14 protein-coding genes are annotated in these 16,481 nt (G+C 45.4%); all 14 read right to left on the bottom strand.

The window, feature by feature from the left end:
• Positions 1–123: 123 nt before the first annotated feature.
• Positions 124–4,434, bottom strand: coding sequence for a PolC-type DNA polymerase III (locus ACSW3C_RS04035; protein WP_486561035.1), 4,311 nt, complete (start codon positions 4,432–4,434; stop codon positions 124–126).
• Positions 4,435–4,712: 278 nt separating this feature from the next.
• Positions 4,713–6,395, bottom strand: coding sequence for a proline--tRNA ligase (locus ACSW3C_RS04030; protein ID WP_486561034.1), 1,683 nt, complete (start codon positions 6,393–6,395; stop codon positions 4,713–4,715).
• A gap of 132 nt (positions 6,396–6,527) precedes the next feature.
• Positions 6,528–7,790 (bottom strand): RIP metalloprotease RseP, encoded by a 1,263-nt coding sequence (gene rseP / locus ACSW3C_RS04025; protein WP_486561033.1) that lies wholly within the window; start codon positions 7,788–7,790, stop codon positions 6,528–6,530.
• A 100-nt stretch (positions 7,791–7,890) separates the two neighbouring features.
• The gene (locus ACSW3C_RS04020) at positions 7,891–9,048 is read right to left on the bottom strand and encodes a 1-deoxy-D-xylulose-5-phosphate reductoisomerase (RefSeq protein WP_486561032.1); all 1,158 of its coding nucleotides are present in this window, start codon (positions 9,046–9,048) and stop codon (positions 7,891–7,893) included.
• A 22-nt stretch (positions 9,049–9,070) separates the two neighbouring features.
• A complete protein-coding gene (locus ACSW3C_RS04015; RefSeq protein WP_486561031.1) occupies positions 9,071–9,865 on the bottom strand; it encodes a phosphatidate cytidylyltransferase in 795 nt (264 codons plus the stop codon).
• Complete coding sequence (gene uppS, locus ACSW3C_RS04010; RefSeq protein ID WP_486561030.1) at positions 9,862–10,656, bottom strand: undecaprenyl pyrophosphate synthase; 795 nt, start codon at positions 10,654–10,656, stop codon at positions 9,862–9,864. Before uppS ends, ACSW3C_RS04015 begins: the two co-directional genes overlap by 4 nt.
• 379 nt (positions 10,657–11,035) lie before the next feature.
• On the bottom strand, positions 11,036–11,593 hold the full coding sequence (gene frr / locus ACSW3C_RS04005) for a ribosome recycling factor (RefSeq protein WP_486561029.1): 558 nt from the start codon (positions 11,591–11,593) through the stop codon (positions 11,036–11,038).
• Entirely contained in the window at positions 11,593–12,318 is a 726-nt protein-coding gene (gene pyrH, locus ACSW3C_RS04000; protein ID WP_238084016.1) for a UMP kinase, read from the bottom strand. Before pyrH ends, frr begins: the two co-directional genes overlap by 1 nt.
• 101 nt (positions 12,319–12,419) lie before the next feature.
• Positions 12,420–13,304 carry a translation elongation factor Ts gene (tsf, locus tag ACSW3C_RS03995; protein ID WP_238084019.1) on the bottom strand — a complete coding sequence of 295 codons (885 nt, stop codon included), beginning with the start codon at positions 13,302–13,304 and terminating at the stop codon, positions 12,420–12,422.
• A gap of 94 nt (positions 13,305–13,398) precedes the next feature.
• On the bottom strand, positions 13,399–14,133 hold the full coding sequence (rpsB, locus tag ACSW3C_RS03990) for a 30S ribosomal protein S2 (RefSeq protein ID WP_238084021.1): 735 nt from the start codon (positions 14,131–14,133) through the stop codon (positions 13,399–13,401).
• A gap of 143 nt (positions 14,134–14,276) precedes the next feature.
• The gene (locus ACSW3C_RS03985; protein ID WP_486561028.1) at positions 14,277–14,768 is read right to left on the bottom strand and encodes a helix-turn-helix domain-containing protein; all 492 of its coding nucleotides are present in this window, start codon (positions 14,766–14,768) and stop codon (positions 14,277–14,279) included.
• Between the two features lie 6 nt (positions 14,769–14,774).
• The gene (locus tag ACSW3C_RS03980) at positions 14,775–15,083 is read right to left on the bottom strand and encodes a hypothetical protein (protein WP_486561027.1); all 309 of its coding nucleotides are present in this window, start codon (positions 15,081–15,083) and stop codon (positions 14,775–14,777) included.
• Complete coding sequence (locus ACSW3C_RS03975; protein ID WP_486561026.1) at positions 15,080–15,859, bottom strand: FliA/WhiG family RNA polymerase sigma factor; 780 nt, start codon at positions 15,857–15,859, stop codon at positions 15,080–15,082. The genes ACSW3C_RS03980 and ACSW3C_RS03975 overlap by 4 nt, the downstream gene beginning before the upstream one ends.
• A gap of 127 nt (positions 15,860–15,986) precedes the next feature.
• Positions 15,987–16,481 carry a chemotaxis protein CheD gene (locus ACSW3C_RS03970; RefSeq protein WP_486561025.1) on the bottom strand — a complete coding sequence of 165 codons (495 nt, stop codon included), beginning with the start codon at positions 16,479–16,481 and terminating at the stop codon, positions 15,987–15,989.

Here is a 16,481-nt window from a genome sequence, read left to right as displayed (position 1 = left end):
GGAAACCCCACTCTTTTTACGCGAGACTTATAGCAAAAGTTGCTACAATTATACCACCTGGTGCACTTCTATGCAAATAATGTGCATGGCTGGTGAATTGTAACGCGCTTTCCTGTCTGCAAATTAAAACAGTGACAGCTGGTTCGTGTCTGGCATCCCTTCCAAACAACCAAGGGTATCCATGTATTCCACGACTGTCTTCGATACTCTCCCTCGCTGCTGTAAATCCTCTTTCGAAAGGAAAATCCCATCTTTTCGGGCTTCAACAATCATTTTGGCGACGTTCGTCCCGAGCGAAGGAATTGAGTTGAACGGCGGGATGAGTTTATTATCCTCGATAATGAAATCCGTGGCATCTGACTTGTACAGATCTGGTTTCGCGAAGGAAAATCCTCTTTCACACATTTCAAGTGAAATTTCCAACACGGTCAATAAGCTTTTCTCTTTCGGCGAGGCTTCCAATCCCTTGTCGTTAATCTCTTTGATTTTCGCACGGATAGAAGCCGGTCCCTTGGTCATGGTCACCAGGTCATAATCAGTCGCACGAACCGTAAAGTACGCTGCATAATACATGATCGGGTGATGCACCTTGAAATAGGCAATTCGGAGCGCCATGAGAACGTAGGCGGCCGCATGGGCTTTCGGGAACATGTACTTGATTTTCTTGCATGAATCGATATACCAATCCGGCACGTTATTCGCTTTCATTTCCGCTTCGAATTCAGGCGTCAGCCCTTTCCCCTTCCGCACCGATTCCATGATCTTAAAGGCGATGGACGGTTCCAGCCCCTGGTAAATCAAGTACACCATAATATCATCACGGCAGCCGATTACATCAGACAATTCACAGATTTTATTTTGAATTAACTCTTGTGCATTGCCGAGCCATACATCCGTACCATGCGACAGGCCGGAAATTTGAATGAGCTCTGAAAATGTCGACGGCTTCGTCTCTTCCAACATTTGTCGAACAAATCGGGTACCAAACTCCGGCACGCCAAGTGTCCCTGTCTTGCAGTCGATCTGCTCTTCCGTGACGCCGAGTGACGAAGTGCCGCTGAAGAGTGCCATAACCCCTTTGTCATCCGGCGGTATCGTTTTCGGGTCGATGCCTGATAAATCCTCCAGCATCTTGATCATCGTCGGATCATCGTGCCCGAGAATATCCAGTTTCAACAAGTTGTTATCAATGGAGTGGAAGTCGAAATGCGTTGTCCGCCAGCTCGAGCCTGTATCATCAGCAGGATACTGGATTGGCGTGAAATCGAAAATCTCCATATGGTCCGGCACAACAATGATTCCGCCCGGGTGCTGCCCCGTATTACGTTTTACACCGGTACAGCCTTGCACAAGGCGATCGATTTCGGCACCGCGGAGGTGAAGATTATTGTCGTTCATATAACCTCTGACATACCCATATGCAGTTTTTTCGGCAACCGTTCCGATTGTACCGGCACGATACACATAATCCTCACCAAATAGCACCTTTGTATAATTATGTGCATGCGCTTGGTATTCTCCACTAAAGTTCAAATCGATGTCGGGAACTTTGTCACCGTTGAATCCGAGGAACGTTTCAAACGGAATATCCTGGCCATCTTTTTTGAACATCGTTCCACACGACGGGCAGGCTTTATCCGGCAAGTCAAAACCAGACCCGACCGATCCGTCATCAAAGAACTCGGAAGTTTTACAAGACGGACAAATATAGTGCGGCGGCATCGGATTCACTTCTGTGATTTCCATCATGGTCGCTACTAGAGAAGAACCGACCGATCCACGGGAACCGACCAGGTACCCGTCATCCAATGATTTCTTAACCAGTTTATGTGAAATAAGATAAATTACCGCAAATCCATTACCGATAATCGAAGTCAATTCCTTCTCTATTCGCGCCTCAATAATTTCAGGGAGCTCTTCACCATATATTTTATGGGCCATATCGTATGTTAGCTGGCGTACTTCCTCATCTGCCCCTTCAATAGCAGGCGGATAGAGATCGTCTTTAATAACCTTTACGTCCCCAATGCGTTCCATTATGGCCTTAGGATTATCAATAACGATCTGCTGGGCTATCTCATCACCCAGGAAAGAAAACTCTTCAAGCATTTCATTCGTCGTCCTGAAGTGGACCGCCGGCAAGGAGTGGCGGTTTAATGGATTTGCGCCGCCTTGGGAACGAACAAGAACCTGCCGATACATCCCATCGTTTTCGTCAATGTAATGCACATTTCCTGTCGCACAAACCGGAAGGCCCGTCTTTTTGCCCAATTTAATCATTTTCCGCATGATGTCTTCCATATTCCATTCATCGCGGATCAATTCCAGTTCGACCAAATGGGAATACACCGGCTTCGGATGCAGTTCAAGGTAATCATAAAACTTTGCGATTTCCTCTACTTCTTCAAGCGACTTCTGCATCAGCCCTTCAAAAACCTCTCCCTTATCACAGCCGGATCCGACCAGCAGGCCTTCACGGTGTTTCAACAATAGCGAGCGTGGAATCCGGGGCACCCGATAGAAATAGTTAAGATGCGAGTAGGAAACGAGTTTGAACAAATTTTTCAAGCCTGTATCGTTGGCAACTAACAAGGTGCAATGGGATGGCCGGGATCGCTTATAGGCGTCCCCTTCTCCGATGTTCTTATTGAAGTCGTCGAGCCACTCAATTCCTTTTTCAGCGGCATCCTTCATAAGCTTCACGAATAAGTATGCTGTTGCCTCCGTGTCATAGATGGCACGGTGATGCTGTGTCAATTCAATATCGAATTTCTTGGCCAAGGTGTTGAGCCGATGATTTCGTAATTCCGGATACAGGAAGCGGGCCAGTTCCAGCGTATCGATAACTGGATAGTTCTTGTCATGGACACCTGACTTTTTGCTCGCTTCATAAAAGAAGCCCATATCGAAAGAGGCATTATGCGCAACGAGTATGGAATCCCCGATAAACGCTTTGAAGTCACGGATAACTTCTTCCACTTCCGGTGCATCTTTCACCATGTCATCTGTAATTCCCGTCAATTCTGTTGTCGTAGAAGACAACGGATGATGCGGATTGGCAAATCGTTCAAACCGTTCGGTAATTTCACCATTCTGCACTCTTACCGCAGCGAGTTCGATGATTGTGTCATATACAGCAGAAAGTCCTGTTGTTTCCACGTCAAACACAACATATGTATCGTCTTCCAGCTTGCGATGCTGTTCATCATATACGATTGGAACCCCATCATCGACCAAATTGGCCTCCAAACCGAAGAGGACTTTAATGCCATGCTTTTTCCCGGCCGAATACGCTTCAGGGAACGATTGGACATTGGCGTGATCCGTTATGGCAACAGCAGGATGACCCCATTTCGCTGCCTGGGCTACGAGTGCGGAGGCGGATGTTACTCCATCCATTTGGCTCATATTCGTATGGGCATGCAATTCAATCCGTTTACGATCGTCAGGCGCTTTGTCCTTTCTGACAAGGGGCGGAACTTCCATGATATCTTGTGCCATCATGATCAGATCCCGCACAAACGTATCATTTTGTATACTTCCTCTCGCCCGGACCCACGCGCCTTTTTTCATCGTTTTCATCAATTCGGCATCCTCATTGTCCCTGGAGAACATTTTGACGAGGATGGAATCGGTGTAATCTGTTACTTTAATTGTCAGCAATGAACGTCCGCTTCGAAGCTCTCTCACTTCGGCATCAAACACGTACCCTTCGATTGTTACGCGGCGTTCTTCGTCTTGTATGGTCTTAATGTCAAGGATCGGTTCATCCGGTTTGATTGGCACACCAAGGATAAACGGCCTGTTGTTTTCAGGGCTGTCCTTCTTAGTCGTGTCACGTTCTTGCATAGAAGCCAGCGCTTTCAGGGCATAAGCCTCTTCTTCCGCTTGCCGGGCTGCCATGAATGCGAGGCGCGCTTCTTCTTCCTCCTTGTTTTCTTCTTGCAAATGAAAATCGAATAACAGGGAAGGAAACCCGAAAGTGCCATAGACGTCCGCTAGCAATTTTGCGTATTTATTCTTCAATGTCTGCATTTCAAACTCAGTACCCGAACCGAGCATGAGCTTTTCTCCTTTGACTTCTGGACGTTGATTGCTGAGGCGCTCCCGAATCGGAGGCGACATATCTTGTATTTCTTCCAGAATCAACGGCCAATAGCTGGTGATCAGCTCTTGATCCATCCTTCTCTCTCGGCATGTAACGTGGAGCTGAATTGTCGCAATCGATGCAAAAGCATCCATTACACGCTGTTTGAAAGTTTTGTAGACAGCAATCGGCAATGGCTGGTCATTTACAATTTCAAACCGCCATATTCTCGATTTTTTATGAATCGCCAATCGCTCTAACGTGGCATTCTCAAAATGCACGACAAACTGATCGTCGGTCATATTAATTTGTTGCAACAAAGTCATCAATTTCATTTTTCCGTCCATGGGACATCCTCCTTTCTGCCTGCATCTTGTTATGCATGAAGCAAAACGTAAAAGGAAACCGCCAGCAAACAATCGATTCCTACCTAGTGGCTTTCTAGATGTGCCTGTCCAATCCATGAATTGACACAGCATGCTTTTTTGACTCTCTAGTTCTAGTGCTTCCGACAGTATATTCCTTATCCACTTCTTATTATGTAGAAAGACGATCCGGAACCTCAACTAATTCGGCCAGTCGAAAACAAGGGAAGTGCTGTTTCGCAACCTTCCCTTGTGACGAATCAAACATGGAAGAACGACTGCAATTTTTCCGTCACTTCTTCCTTCTGCCATTCTACTGTTTCTCCTGTCTCGCGGAACTTGATTTCAATTATTCCTTCTGCTGCTCTCTTTCCAACGGTCAGGCGAATCGGAACACCGATCAGATCGGCATCTGCAAATTTCACACCGGGCCGTTCTTGCCGATCATCATACAATACTTCGTATCGATAGGTTCTCAAGAGATAGTAAAGTTCTTCAGACAATTGATGCTGTGTCTCATCCTCGTCATTTACGGTGAGTAAATGGATGTCAAATGGAGCAAGCTGCTTTGGCCATTTTATTCCATTATCATCATGAAATTGTTCGACGAGTGCAGCAAGCAAGCGCGATACACCGATGTGATAGGCGCCCAAGAGATAAGGCTGGAATTCACCTTCGTTGTTTTGAAACTCGGCTTTGGCAAGTTGGCTTGTTGCTATTCCTTCTTTGGAGATACGGCCAATTTTTATTCCTTTGGCAAATTGGATGGTTCCTAATCCATCAGGAGAGGGATCGCCTTCCTGGACAAAACGCAAATCTAAGTACGAATCGACCGCAAAGTCCCTCTCCGGATTCGCATGCATGAAATGGAAGCCTGTCTCATTGGCTCCACAAACACCATTAACGATCGAGCCGACTGCCAGATCCGCGATAACTTTCACACCAACTGGCAGTTTGACTGGGCCGATTGATCCCGGTTCAGCCGAAAAAAGATGCTGCACTTCCTCCGGTGTGGCCAGACTGACTCGCATGGCCTGCATATGATGTTTCAATTTCCGATCATTAATTTCGTGATCTCCTCTGCATAGCACGGCTACCATTTCGTCATCAATTGTATAAAGTAATGTTTTAATAATATGGGATGGCAGAACTTGAAGGAAATCGGCCACTTCACGTACTGTATGCACATTCGGCGTAGCGACTCTTTCCATCTCCTTCATCCGAATCTCACCCGTCTGTTCTTCAGGCTTCGTTTCTGCCCATTCTAAACTTGCAGCATAAGAAGAGGAATCACTGTAAGCAATAATATCGTCTCCTATGGGTGACATCGCAATGAATTCAAGGGAACTGCCCTGTTCCGCATCCACCTTTATTTGGGCATTCACTACTCTGTAGTTCAATCCCAATCTAGTGAAAATGTTTGAGTATGCCTGATTAAATTGCTCATACATGTCATGCAAACTAGTATGTTCCGCATGAAAGGAGTAAGCGTCCAGCGAAACGAATTCCCTGCTTTGCAGCAACCCGAATCTCGGACGCTGAATATCTCGAAACTGCTTTTGAATTTGATAAAGCGTTACAGGGAGCTGCTTGTAGGAGGCAATATGATCCTGAATGAGTGCAGTGATTGAATTTTCGTCAGACGAACGAAGAGCATACCCCCTCCCTTGGTGATCTTGCAGAGTAAAATCATCATCACCAAGGGCCTCGTCAAGATGTTGCAGGATCGGCATAACCATTTCTGCAGCCTCTATCTTTTCCATTTCTTCATGAATTACATTTTCGATCTTGCGTAATACCTTTTGGGCTAAAGGCAGAAATGTAAAAACACCACTTGCATTCGTACGGATATAGCCTGCTTTTACTAACAGCTGATGTGAAATGGCATCGATGTCAGCAGGTGTTTGCCTCATTGTCGGTATGAACGTTCGTGATTGTTTCATTGTACCCCACCTTTTCACCAATAACTTTGAGTTGTCTTGTTCCAATAAATCGCTTGTTTGGTCAATAAATGCAAGTTGCTCTATAAGCGAGTAATGGAGTCCCGGAAATCCGAGACTCCACCACTTTCGATATCAGTTGAAGAAAAATTTCTGGATATCGTTCCAAGTTACGACGAGCATGAGAACCATCAGAAGCATGATGCCGACAAAATGAACCATGCCTTCCTTCTGTTTATCGACTGGTTTGCCGCGTAGCCCTTCGAACAGGAAGAACAGCAGCCGTCCGCCGTCTAGAGCCGGCAAAGGAAGCAAGTTCATGATACCGAGATTAATGCTCAAGATTGCTGCAAAATTCATCAGGCTGTAAATCCCGAATTGTGCGACGGATTCGGTCGTTTTATAAATACCGACGGGTCCCGATAACGCATCGATGCTGAATTTCCCCGTTACGAGCTGACCTAGCAGCTCAAATATCCGTTTGATCCAGTAATATGTCTGCTCCGCTCCGTAAACAACCGACTTGCCCACACTTTTTTCATAAACAGGCTCTGTGCTTACTCCGAGCTGGCCGAATTCCATTCCGGAGTCTTCAATGACAGACGGTGTAACACGCAAAGTCTCTTGCTGGCCATTACGCAGTACAGTGAGCTCGAGCTCCTTGCCCGGGTTCTTTTGAACGATATCGGTAAACGCTGTCCATTTTTCAATCTTCTTCCCATTAATGCCGATCACCAGGTCTCCTGCTTGCATTCCGCCACTTTCTGCTGCGGAATTCGGTAAGACTTCATTGATTCGCGGTTCGTTTGTCGGAACCCCAATCAGCAAAGCGATCGCAATGAAAAGGAAGAAAGACAGGATAAAGTTGAACAAAGGACCTGCAAAAATGGTCATCGCCCGGCTGCCGAGCGGCTTAGATTCGAATTGCCGATCATATGGGGCAATTAATGTTTCCTGCCCTTTCTCCAGTATGACAGCATTTCGTGCAATCGGGAATCTGACGAGTTCCTCTGAATCATTATAACCTTCGATATAAAGCTTCTCTGATAAGTCGGCTGATTCCGTTTCAAGGAACATAATATTTGGATCCGAAACATTGCGGTTCAAATAAATCTTTTCTACTTCATCTTTGTCATTTAGAAGCAGTCCGACGCGGTAGCCCGGCTGAAGTTCAACCGTGTCGAAATCCTGGCCAGCCATACGCACATAGCCGCCAAGCGGCAACAGACGGATCGTATATAATGTTTCACCTTTTTTTGAATAAAAGATTTTAGGACCAAAACCGATTGCAAATTCCCGGACCATGATGCCCGATTTTTTCGCAAATAAAAAGTGCCCCAATTCATGAAAAAAGACGAGCGATCCAAAAATGACGATAAACGCAATAACGGTTTCCATGTAAAACCACCTTACTGGCCAAGCTGGCCTTTTAATCTGCGGGCAACCTTCTAAAAGCACAGAGAGTTCCCGCTTGCTTTTCCTAAAGAAATGTAAAAGTTTACTGCAGTCTCGTAACTATATCATACACCATTTTTCGGGAGGCGGCATCTGTCTGAAGTATCGTCTCCAAATCGGGATGAGAGATTTTCTGATGCTTCTCCATGACAGTTTCTACTAGCTCCTCTATTTGAAGGAAGGAGATCCTGCCTTCCATGAATAATTGGACCGCCACTTCGTTTGCCGCATTCATCGCAGCAGGCATAGTGCCGCCTTCTCTCCCTGCATCATATGCGAGGGCCAATGCTTTAAAACGTTCAAAATCCATTTTTTCAAAATGAAGAAGCCCAATCTCCTCCAGACGAAGCCGTTTTGCATTTTTCATCGGTATTCTATCCGGATATGTCATCGCATATTGAATCGGGACTCTCATATCAGGAGAGCCAAGTTGCGCCATAATGCTTGTATCTTCAAATTCGACCATCGAGTGAATGATGCTCTCTTTATGAAGCAGACAATCGATTTGATCGAACGGCATGTTAAATAGATGATGGGCCTCAATTACTTCCAGCCCCTTATTCATCATGGTGGCTGAATCGATCGTCAGCTTGTTCCCCATCGACCAGTTCGGGTGAGCCAGTGCCTGTTCCACCGTGACGCCCGCTAATTCGTCACGTGACCGATCCCGGAAACTGCCACCAGAAGCCGTAAGAATCAAACGTGTGATCCGCTTCGGGTTTTCCCCGTTCAAGGACTGGAACAACGCGGAGTGTTCACTGTCGACAGGCAAGATCGGAACATTGCGCTCCGCAGCCTCCCTCATGACAATTTCACCTGCTGCAACAAGTGTTTCTTTATTTGCAATGGCAATTGGAATTTGAGATTGAATCGCTTTCAAAGTAGGCTCTAGTCCCACACTGCCGATGACGGCGTTCACTAATAAATCCGGACCCGCTTCGCATGCAACGGCCATCAGCCCTTCTTTTCCGTGCATGATACGGATTTTCGGAAAATCACGCTGCAATGATTCCGCGTCTTCCGCCCGCAGGACGGACACGATTTCTGGCTGGTGGTTTCGTACAATTTCCCTTACTTTCGCAATGTTTGTCCCAGCAGAAAATGAGACCAGCTGGAACTTGTCCGTATTTGATTCAATGATATCTAATGTTTGGACGCCGATGGAACCCGTTGCCCCAAGTAAACTAATACGTTTTACCATGTCACTATTGTCATCCTTTCAGTTAACCGACTAGATGTAGGAAATGCAGGAGCGGCAACACGAACAGGAGACTGTCAAACCGGTCCAAAATCCCCCCATGGCCCGGGAGGATCTTTCCTGAGTCTTTTACTTGATAATGCCGCTTTAATGCGGATTCGACTAAATCCCCCAACTGCCCGACGATCGAAGCCACAATGGTGATGAGGATCAGGGACACATAAGACGGGGCGATTGGATAAATCGCTTGTAATATGCAGGCGAAAACGATGGCGCAGATGATTCCGCCGATAAAACCTTCTACGGTTTTATTTGGGGAAATTTCAGGCCATAGTTTCCGTTTGCCTATTTTCCTGCCGATAAAATAAGCCCCCGAATCAGTGGACCAGATGACGAGCAGTGCATACATGACATACTCCAGTCCAAAAAAGCGGGTTTCAATCAGATAATAAAATCCAATGCCTACGTACAACGCACCGAGTACAGAAAAAGAGGCATCGTCAAAAGTATAACGATTTTTAGCAATGACTGTAAACACAAGCAATAGCAGGACGAGGGCAAAGGTCATTTCCGTTTTTGTAAGACCGATTGCCTGCTCTACGTCCGCCGCCCATTCCGACGGGATTAGCAAAATGGCCATCGCTAGCCATGTGATCAAACCTTCCACCGAGAGTAAATTCATCTCTTTCATCTTGAATAACTCATATAGCCCTACTGTCGCGATTACATAGATCGCGATCGTGAATGGGAATCCTCCAAGCCACACGAGAGGAACGAATAGGGCTAACGCAACGATGGCTGTTAAAATTCTCTGTTTCACTTTTCCCGTTCTCCTTCCACACTTCCAAAACGGCGGTTTCTCATTTGAAATTCTTCGATGGAATGCAGCATACATGATTCATCGAAATCCGGCCAAAGCACATCGGTGAAGGAGAATTCAGCATAAGCCAGCTGCCATAGCATGAAGTTGGATAATCGCACTTCGCCACTCGTCCTGATCAGCAGGTCCGGCTCCGGCAGATGTGCCGTCATCAAATGGGAATTGATCAATGACTCGTTAATATCTTCGATTCCCATCTTATCATTCTTAATCAAATCGGCAATCTCCTTCACCGCGTTGACAAGTTCCAATCTACTACCATAATTCATTGCAAAATTAAGTATGAGACCTGTATTGTTCGAAGTTTTTTCGACAGCTGTCATAATCGCTTTCTTCGTATGATCCGGCAGAGCATCAAAGTTGCCGATCATCTCCACTTTCACATTCTGCTCGATCAGCTCGGGTAAATATGTACTTAAAAATTCGCCTGGCAACTTCATCAAAAAATCGATTTCCATCTTGGGACGTTTCCAATTTTCTGTTGAAAAAGCATAAAGGGTCAGTACTTTTATTCCGATTTCATTCGCAATACGGGTGATCTTCCGGACTGTCTTCATTCCTTCATGATGGCCCGCAATACGAGGTAGATTTCGTTGCTTTGCCCATCTCCCGTTGCCGTCCATGATGATTGCGACATGCGCAGGTATCTGCCTGCTTCTTATGGCTTGCAATCGATCCGTAAGCGAAGCATCCACCTCAACCGTTTTCTTTCGCAATAATTTATCAAGCATCTCGTTTCCTCCACTCGGCAACTTTTTGAGCAAGTACACATTCTATCGTATCAAACTGGATAGGAAAATTCATTTATTAAAACTGATTGTGCCACCGTTTTTGATCGTAATACACTTCCGCCGTTTCCTCACTGCTGAGATATAGCCATTTATAGTCGGAATGATTCATTTTCAATTATGTATTTCAAGTTCTCGCCCTATTATCGTTACTCTTATCGTATGCACAAAATCATAACAATAGGAGCAATGAATGTGCAGCTTTAAAAGCAGGTTCTGCTTTCTTATATACCGCACTTAGCCTGTATGTCTCACGGCCATATAAACAAGTGAAAGGGACGTCCTGAAAGTAGGACGTCCCGGAATATAGAAAGTTCTTCTATCAGATTTCCATAATTTCATTTTCTTTATCTTTTGTAATGCTGTCGATCTTTTCGATGAATGAATCAGTCAATTTTTGAATTTCATCACTTTCACGGCGAAGTTCATCTTCTGTGATGTCACCGGCTTTTTCAAGCTTTTTCAATTCATCGTTCCCATCACGGCGAATATTTCGGATTGCGACTTTGGAGTCTTCTCCTTCTTTTTTCACCAATTTGACGAGTTCTTTACGACGTTCTTCCGTTAAGGCAGGTACAGCGAGACGAATGATCGAACCGTCGTTTGATGGTGTAATTCCAATATCCGACTTCATGATCGCTTTCTCGATGTCGCCCAGGATTGACTTGTCATACGGCTGAATAACGAGCAATCTAGGTTCCGGCGTTGAAATTCCTGCCATTTGGTTCAACGGTGTTGGGGCTCCATAGTAATCGACTGTAATTCTGTCTAACAAAGATGCGTTCGCACGTCCTGCACGAATGGATGCCAGCTCTCTAGTCAGAGCAGCGATCGCCTTATCCATGCGGTCCTTCGTTTGATCCAAAACTGCTTTCGGCATTACCCTTTCCTCCTGACAACCGTACCAATCGGTTCACCGAGTACGGCTTTTTTAATATTTCCATTATCCATAATCGAGAATACTACGAGAGGGATATCATTGTCCATACATAGGGTCGACGCAGTGGAATCCATTACTTCCAGTCCTTGGCTAATCACTTCCAAGTAGGAGAGTTCAGTATACTTCACAGCTGTCTCATCTTTCATCGGGTCAGCTGAATACACACCATCCACATTGTTTTTCGCCATCAAAATGACATCTGCCTCTATTTCGGCTGCACGCAATGCAGCAGTCGTGTCTGTCGAGAAATACGGGTTCCCGGTGCCTGCTGCAAAAATGACAACACGCTTTTTCTCCAGATGCCGGATCGCCTTGCGTCGAATATACGGTTCAGCTACCTGTCTCATATCGATTGAAGAAGAAACACGTGTTTCAACTCCCAACTTTTCCAACGAGTCTTGAAGCGCCAATGAATTCATGACTGTCGCGAGCATACCCATATAATCAGCAGTGGTCCGATCCATTCCCATTTCGCTACCGACCTTGCCTCGCCAATAATTGCCGCCGCCAACAACAACTGCAACTTCAACACCTAGATCGACGACTTCTTTCACTTGTGATGCAACAGATTTCACGATTTCTGGGGAAAGACCGTAGCCTTTATCTCCCGCGAGTGCCTCTCCGCTAAGTTTCAAGACAATCCGTTTATATTTTGGGACGTTCATATGTACCCTCCATCTACTCAGTTTTCTCGAAAAATAGGGAACACATCGAAGTGTTCCCTACTCTATATAGTATATTGCGTTTCAAAGGATTTTTAGACAGCTTAGTTGCCTTTTACTTGGCTCATTACTTCATCTGCAAAGTTATCTTCGCGTTTTTCGATTCCTTCACCAACTGCATAGCGGATGAATTCTTTCAATGTGCCGCCAGTTGATTTTACGAAATCGCCAACTTTTTGGTCTGAGTTTTTAACAAACGCTTGATCAAGAACACAGATTTCTTCGAAGTACTTGCCAAGACGGCCTTCTACCATTTTCGCAACGATGTTTTCAGGCTTGCCTTCGTTCAAAGCTTGTTCTGTCAAGATTTTGCGCTCATGCTCAACTTCTTCTTCAGAAACTTGGTCGCGGGAAATGTATTTAGGGTTCAATGCAGCGATATGCATAGCAACGTCTTTTGCCGCTTCTGCATCTGTAGTTCCTTCAAGAACTGTAAGAACTGCAATCCGTCCGCCCATGTGAAGATATGGACCGAAAGCATCGCTGTCTGTTTTAGTGCGCACTTCAAAACGGCGAAGCGTAATTTTTTCTCCGATTTTTGCAACCGCATTAGAAATGTGGTCTGCTACAGATGAGCCATTGGACATTTTTGATTCGATTGCTTCCTCAATGGATGCAGGTTTTGCAGCCAATAGGTGCTCAGCAAGTTCTTTAACAAGTGTTTGGAAAGCTTCGTTTTTCGCAACAAAGTCAGTTTCTGCATTCACTTCAAGAATGACAGCGTCGTTACCATCTACTAAGATATAAGTTGTACCTTCAGCAGCGATACGGTCTGCTTTTTTAGCAGCGCTGGAAAGACCTTTTTCACGAAGGAAGTCTACTGCAGCATCCATGTCACCATTCACTTCAGTAAGTGCTTTTTTGCAGTCCATCATACCTGCGCCTGTTTTTTCACGCAATTCTTTTACCATTTGAGCTGTAATTGCCATTTTCCATTCCTCCTGATAGTAAGATTATCTTGCAGTTGCTCTTTAAAAAAGACGATAAGTGGATTGGCCGCTTATCGTCTCTTCATTTGAACTATTACTCTGCAGCTACTGTTTCTGCTTCTTCTTCTGCCGTTACTTCTTCGTCTGCGCCTTGTCTTGATTCGATCAACGCGTCAGCCATTTTGCTTGTAAGAAGACGAACTGCACGGATTGCATCGTCGTTCGCAGGGATGACATAATCGATTTCATCAGGATCGCAGTTTGTGTCGACAATACCAACTAGCGGAATGTTCAATTTGATCGCTTCAGCAACCGCGATGCGCTCTTTGCGTGGGTCTACAACAAAGATGACATCCGGTAAAGATTTCATGTCACGGATACCGCCAAGGAATTTAACAAGGCGTTCGTGTTCTTTTCTAAGTTGAGACACTTCTTTTTTAGGAAGTACTGCGAATGTGCCGTCTTCTTCCATAGCTTCGATTTTCTTCATGCGAGCAACCCGCTTTTGGATTGTGCCGAAGTTTGTAAGTGTACCACCAAGCCAGCGTTGGTTGATGTAGTACATGCCAGCGCGTTCTGCTTCTTCTTTGATCGCTTCCTGCGCTTGTTTTTTCGTACCGACGAATAGAACTTTCCCGCCGTCAGCACCTACTTGACGCATAAAGTCATATGCTTCTTCAAGTTTCTTTACAGTTTTTTGCAAGTCGATGATGTAGATACCGTTACGCTCTTGGAAAATGTATTTCTTCATTTTTGGGTTCCAACGGCGTGTTTGGTGTCCGAAATGTACACCTGCTTCAAGCAATTGCTTCATTGAAATTACAGACATTTGTTCTTCCTCCTATTTGGTTAGTTTCCTCCGCATGCTTCATCCAGCGAAGCTACCTTCCGGCACCCTCTTCGCCATCCACATACGTGTGTAGTAACACCATTTGATAATATACCATAAGCTTTTGTCGAATGCAACTCGGTTCACTTGAATTTTAATATCAATTCAATTTCCGTCTTTCCTTTTCCGAGCTCGCGCGCGATTTCTTCCACAGACCAGCCATTCTTTTGGAGCTTTAGTGCTCTTGCCCGATCGTTGTCTTCGTCTTTGCCGTCAGCATCCGATGGCATCGAGAAGGATTTATAGGACTGAAGAGCCACTTGTACCGGAATGACAGGCTTTTGATTTTGGATCAATTCCGATGGAGCAGGATCCGTGTGCACCTTTTCTTTCCCGCTATTCTTTTCAGGCGGCTCCGACTCCTCATCCATCCGTTTTTCCAACAGTCGGATCAGCCGGTCATTCTCATCCTTTAATTCAGATAAATAGGCTGCTATGGCATCATCCATTTCAGACATCAGCTTTTGTTGCTTTGTTTCAAGTTTGTCGAATTTGGACATGCGCATGAAAAGGAGAGCAATAAAATAAAAAGTGATAAGCTGTAGGATGAATAAAATAATTAAAAAGATGACCATGTTTGATTACCCCGTAAAGTCGACGAAAGCACCTTTATATGGATGCGCCATCTCACTTTCATTGTTGTTGTTTTTCTTCTGTTGGGACTGTTCCCTTGGTGTTTGTTCCGAGTCCCTGTTTTTGGACTCGGAATCGGTTTTGGCGGAGCGATCTGATTTTATTACCGTTTCCCGATTTTTGGCTTGCTCTTTTTCCGTTAATACACCTGCATGGTCTTGTCCTGCTTGAATCAGCTGCTGCTTTTGCTCTGCCATTTTGCCGGCGTCGAAGGTTTTAGGAATCGCGATTTGAAGTTCTATGCCTTTCAGGCTCATAGGATCCCCCCGTCAATAATTTCTGGCGACAGCAATTTCCGCAGTTTGAATAATGCCTTGGAATGGATTTGAGAAATTCGCGAAGTCGAGAGATTAAGAATTTCACCTATTTCTGTCAAGGTCATCTCTTCGGTATAAAACAAGCTTAAGACGAGTTGCTCATTTTTGTTCAGCTGCTTGATTTTCAAAGCCAGATCTCCAACCAGCTCATTCATCATGGCACTTTGCTCGGGTGTTCTTTGCGTCTCATCCTTAATGACAAACGACTTTTGGCTATCCTCATCCTCATCGCTCATCCTTTCATCGATCGATAAGATATTGGAAAAGTAATTTTCATGGACAGTTTGGTAAACATCTTCAACCGTCAATCCCAGATGCTGAGCCACCTCTTCCGGTGTCGCATGCCGAAGCAGCTTCTGTTCCAGCCTGATGATTTCCTCTTCCATCTTCTTCGATTTCTCTCTCGCGGAACGGGGCAGCCAATCTTCTTTCCGCAGGCCATCGATGATCGTACCGCGTATTCGAAAAGAGGCATACGTATCAAATTTCAGATCGCGTCCCGGATCGAACTTTGTCAAAGCATCGAACAGGCCTTGAAATCCCAAACTTTTAATGTCGTCTCGCGAAACATTCCGCGGAAGCCCTGAGCTGATTCGCTGCACATGGTAATTAACGAGAGGGGTATACTTCCGAACGAGCACATCGCCCGCCTCGGCATCCCTATTCGTTAACCATTGCCTCCAACATTCTTCTTCTGTCATACTCTGGCTGGACATCGAACCCCTCGCTTTCCAGAATGAATCTATTAATATCACAACATATTTTATGTATTAAGTATATCAAATCATAGCGAAAAAAGGCGACTGAATCGTTCAGCCGCCACTTACGATATAAATGATCCAATCAGATCTCATGAGTGCCGGCGTTCACTGTCCGAATGCTCAGGATGCTAGTAGCTGGATCGAATTCAATCGTCCGGCCGCTGGACCCGCCTGTATCTTCTGCGACAAGCGGAATAGATAGTCGGCTAAGTTCTTTTTTTACAGCTTCCACATTACGCGGACCAATCCGGATCGTATCACTGGATCCGAATTGAAACATCTGGGCACCTCCGGCTATTTTCGCTTTCAATGACAGCGGGCGCACACCTTCCGCTTTCAGTGCTTCCATGAGCGCATAAATTCCGGTATCTGCAAATTTCGCCATATTGATCTTGTCCGATTTGCCCAGGCTGGAATCAGGCAGCATGACATGCAGCAGGCCGGCAATCTTCTTTTTCTCATCATATAACACGACACCGACACATGAACCGAGTCCTGACGTCCGGATCGTTTCCGGTTCCTTCGCAATGTTCAGATCGGCAATGCCGACCCGGACAACATGTTTTAACGCCTCCAT

Source organism: Sporosarcina sp. AD_1, from assembly GCF_057373025.1.
Note: the sequence above shows the minus strand (reverse complement) of the source record. Positions and strands in the feature narration are given on the sequence as shown.

Excerpts from the sequence above, each read along its gene's own strand:
- ACSW3C_RS04035 (WP_486561035.1), bottom strand. The coding sequence starts at position 4,434 with ATGGACGGAAAAATGAAATTGATGACTTTGTTGCAACAAATTAATATG.
- ACSW3C_RS04030 (WP_486561034.1), bottom strand. The coding sequence starts at position 6,395 with ATGAAACAATCACGAACGTTCATACCGACAATGAGGCAAACACCTGCT.
- rseP (WP_486561033.1), bottom strand. The coding sequence starts at position 7,790 with ATGGAAACCGTTATTGCGTTTATCGTCATTTTTGGATCGCTCGTCTTT.
- ACSW3C_RS04020 (WP_486561032.1), bottom strand. The coding sequence starts at position 9,048 with ATGGTAAAACGTATTAGTTTACTTGGGGCAACGGGTTCCATCGGCGTC.
- uppS (WP_486561030.1), bottom strand. The coding sequence starts at position 10,656 with ATGCTTGATAAATTATTGCGAAAGAAAACGGTTGAGGTGGATGCTTCG.
- frr (WP_486561029.1), bottom strand. The coding sequence starts at position 11,593 with ATGCCGAAAGCAGTTTTGGATCAAACGAAGGACCGCATGGATAAGGCG.
- pyrH (WP_238084016.1), bottom strand. The coding sequence starts at position 12,318 with ATGAACGTCCCAAAATATAAACGGATTGTCTTGAAACTTAGCGGAGAG.
- tsf (WP_238084019.1), bottom strand. The coding sequence starts at position 13,304 with ATGGCAATTACAGCTCAAATGGTAAAAGAATTGCGTGAAAAAACAGGC.
- rpsB (WP_238084021.1), bottom strand. The coding sequence starts at position 14,133 with ATGTCTGTAATTTCAATGAAGCAATTGCTTGAAGCAGGTGTACATTTC.
- ACSW3C_RS03985 (WP_486561028.1), bottom strand. The coding sequence starts at position 14,768 with ATGGTCATCTTTTTAATTATTTTATTCATCCTACAGCTTATCACTTTT.
- ACSW3C_RS03980 (WP_486561027.1), bottom strand. The coding sequence starts at position 15,083 with ATGAGCCTGAAAGGCATAGAACTTCAAATCGCGATTCCTAAAACCTTC.
- ACSW3C_RS03975 (WP_486561026.1), bottom strand. The coding sequence starts at position 15,859 with ATGTCCAGCCAGAGTATGACAGAAGAAGAATGTTGGAGGCAATGGTTA.
- ACSW3C_RS03970 (WP_486561025.1), bottom strand. The coding sequence starts at position 16,481 with ATGGAGGCGTTAAAACATGTTGTCCGGGTCGGCATTGCCGATCTGAAC.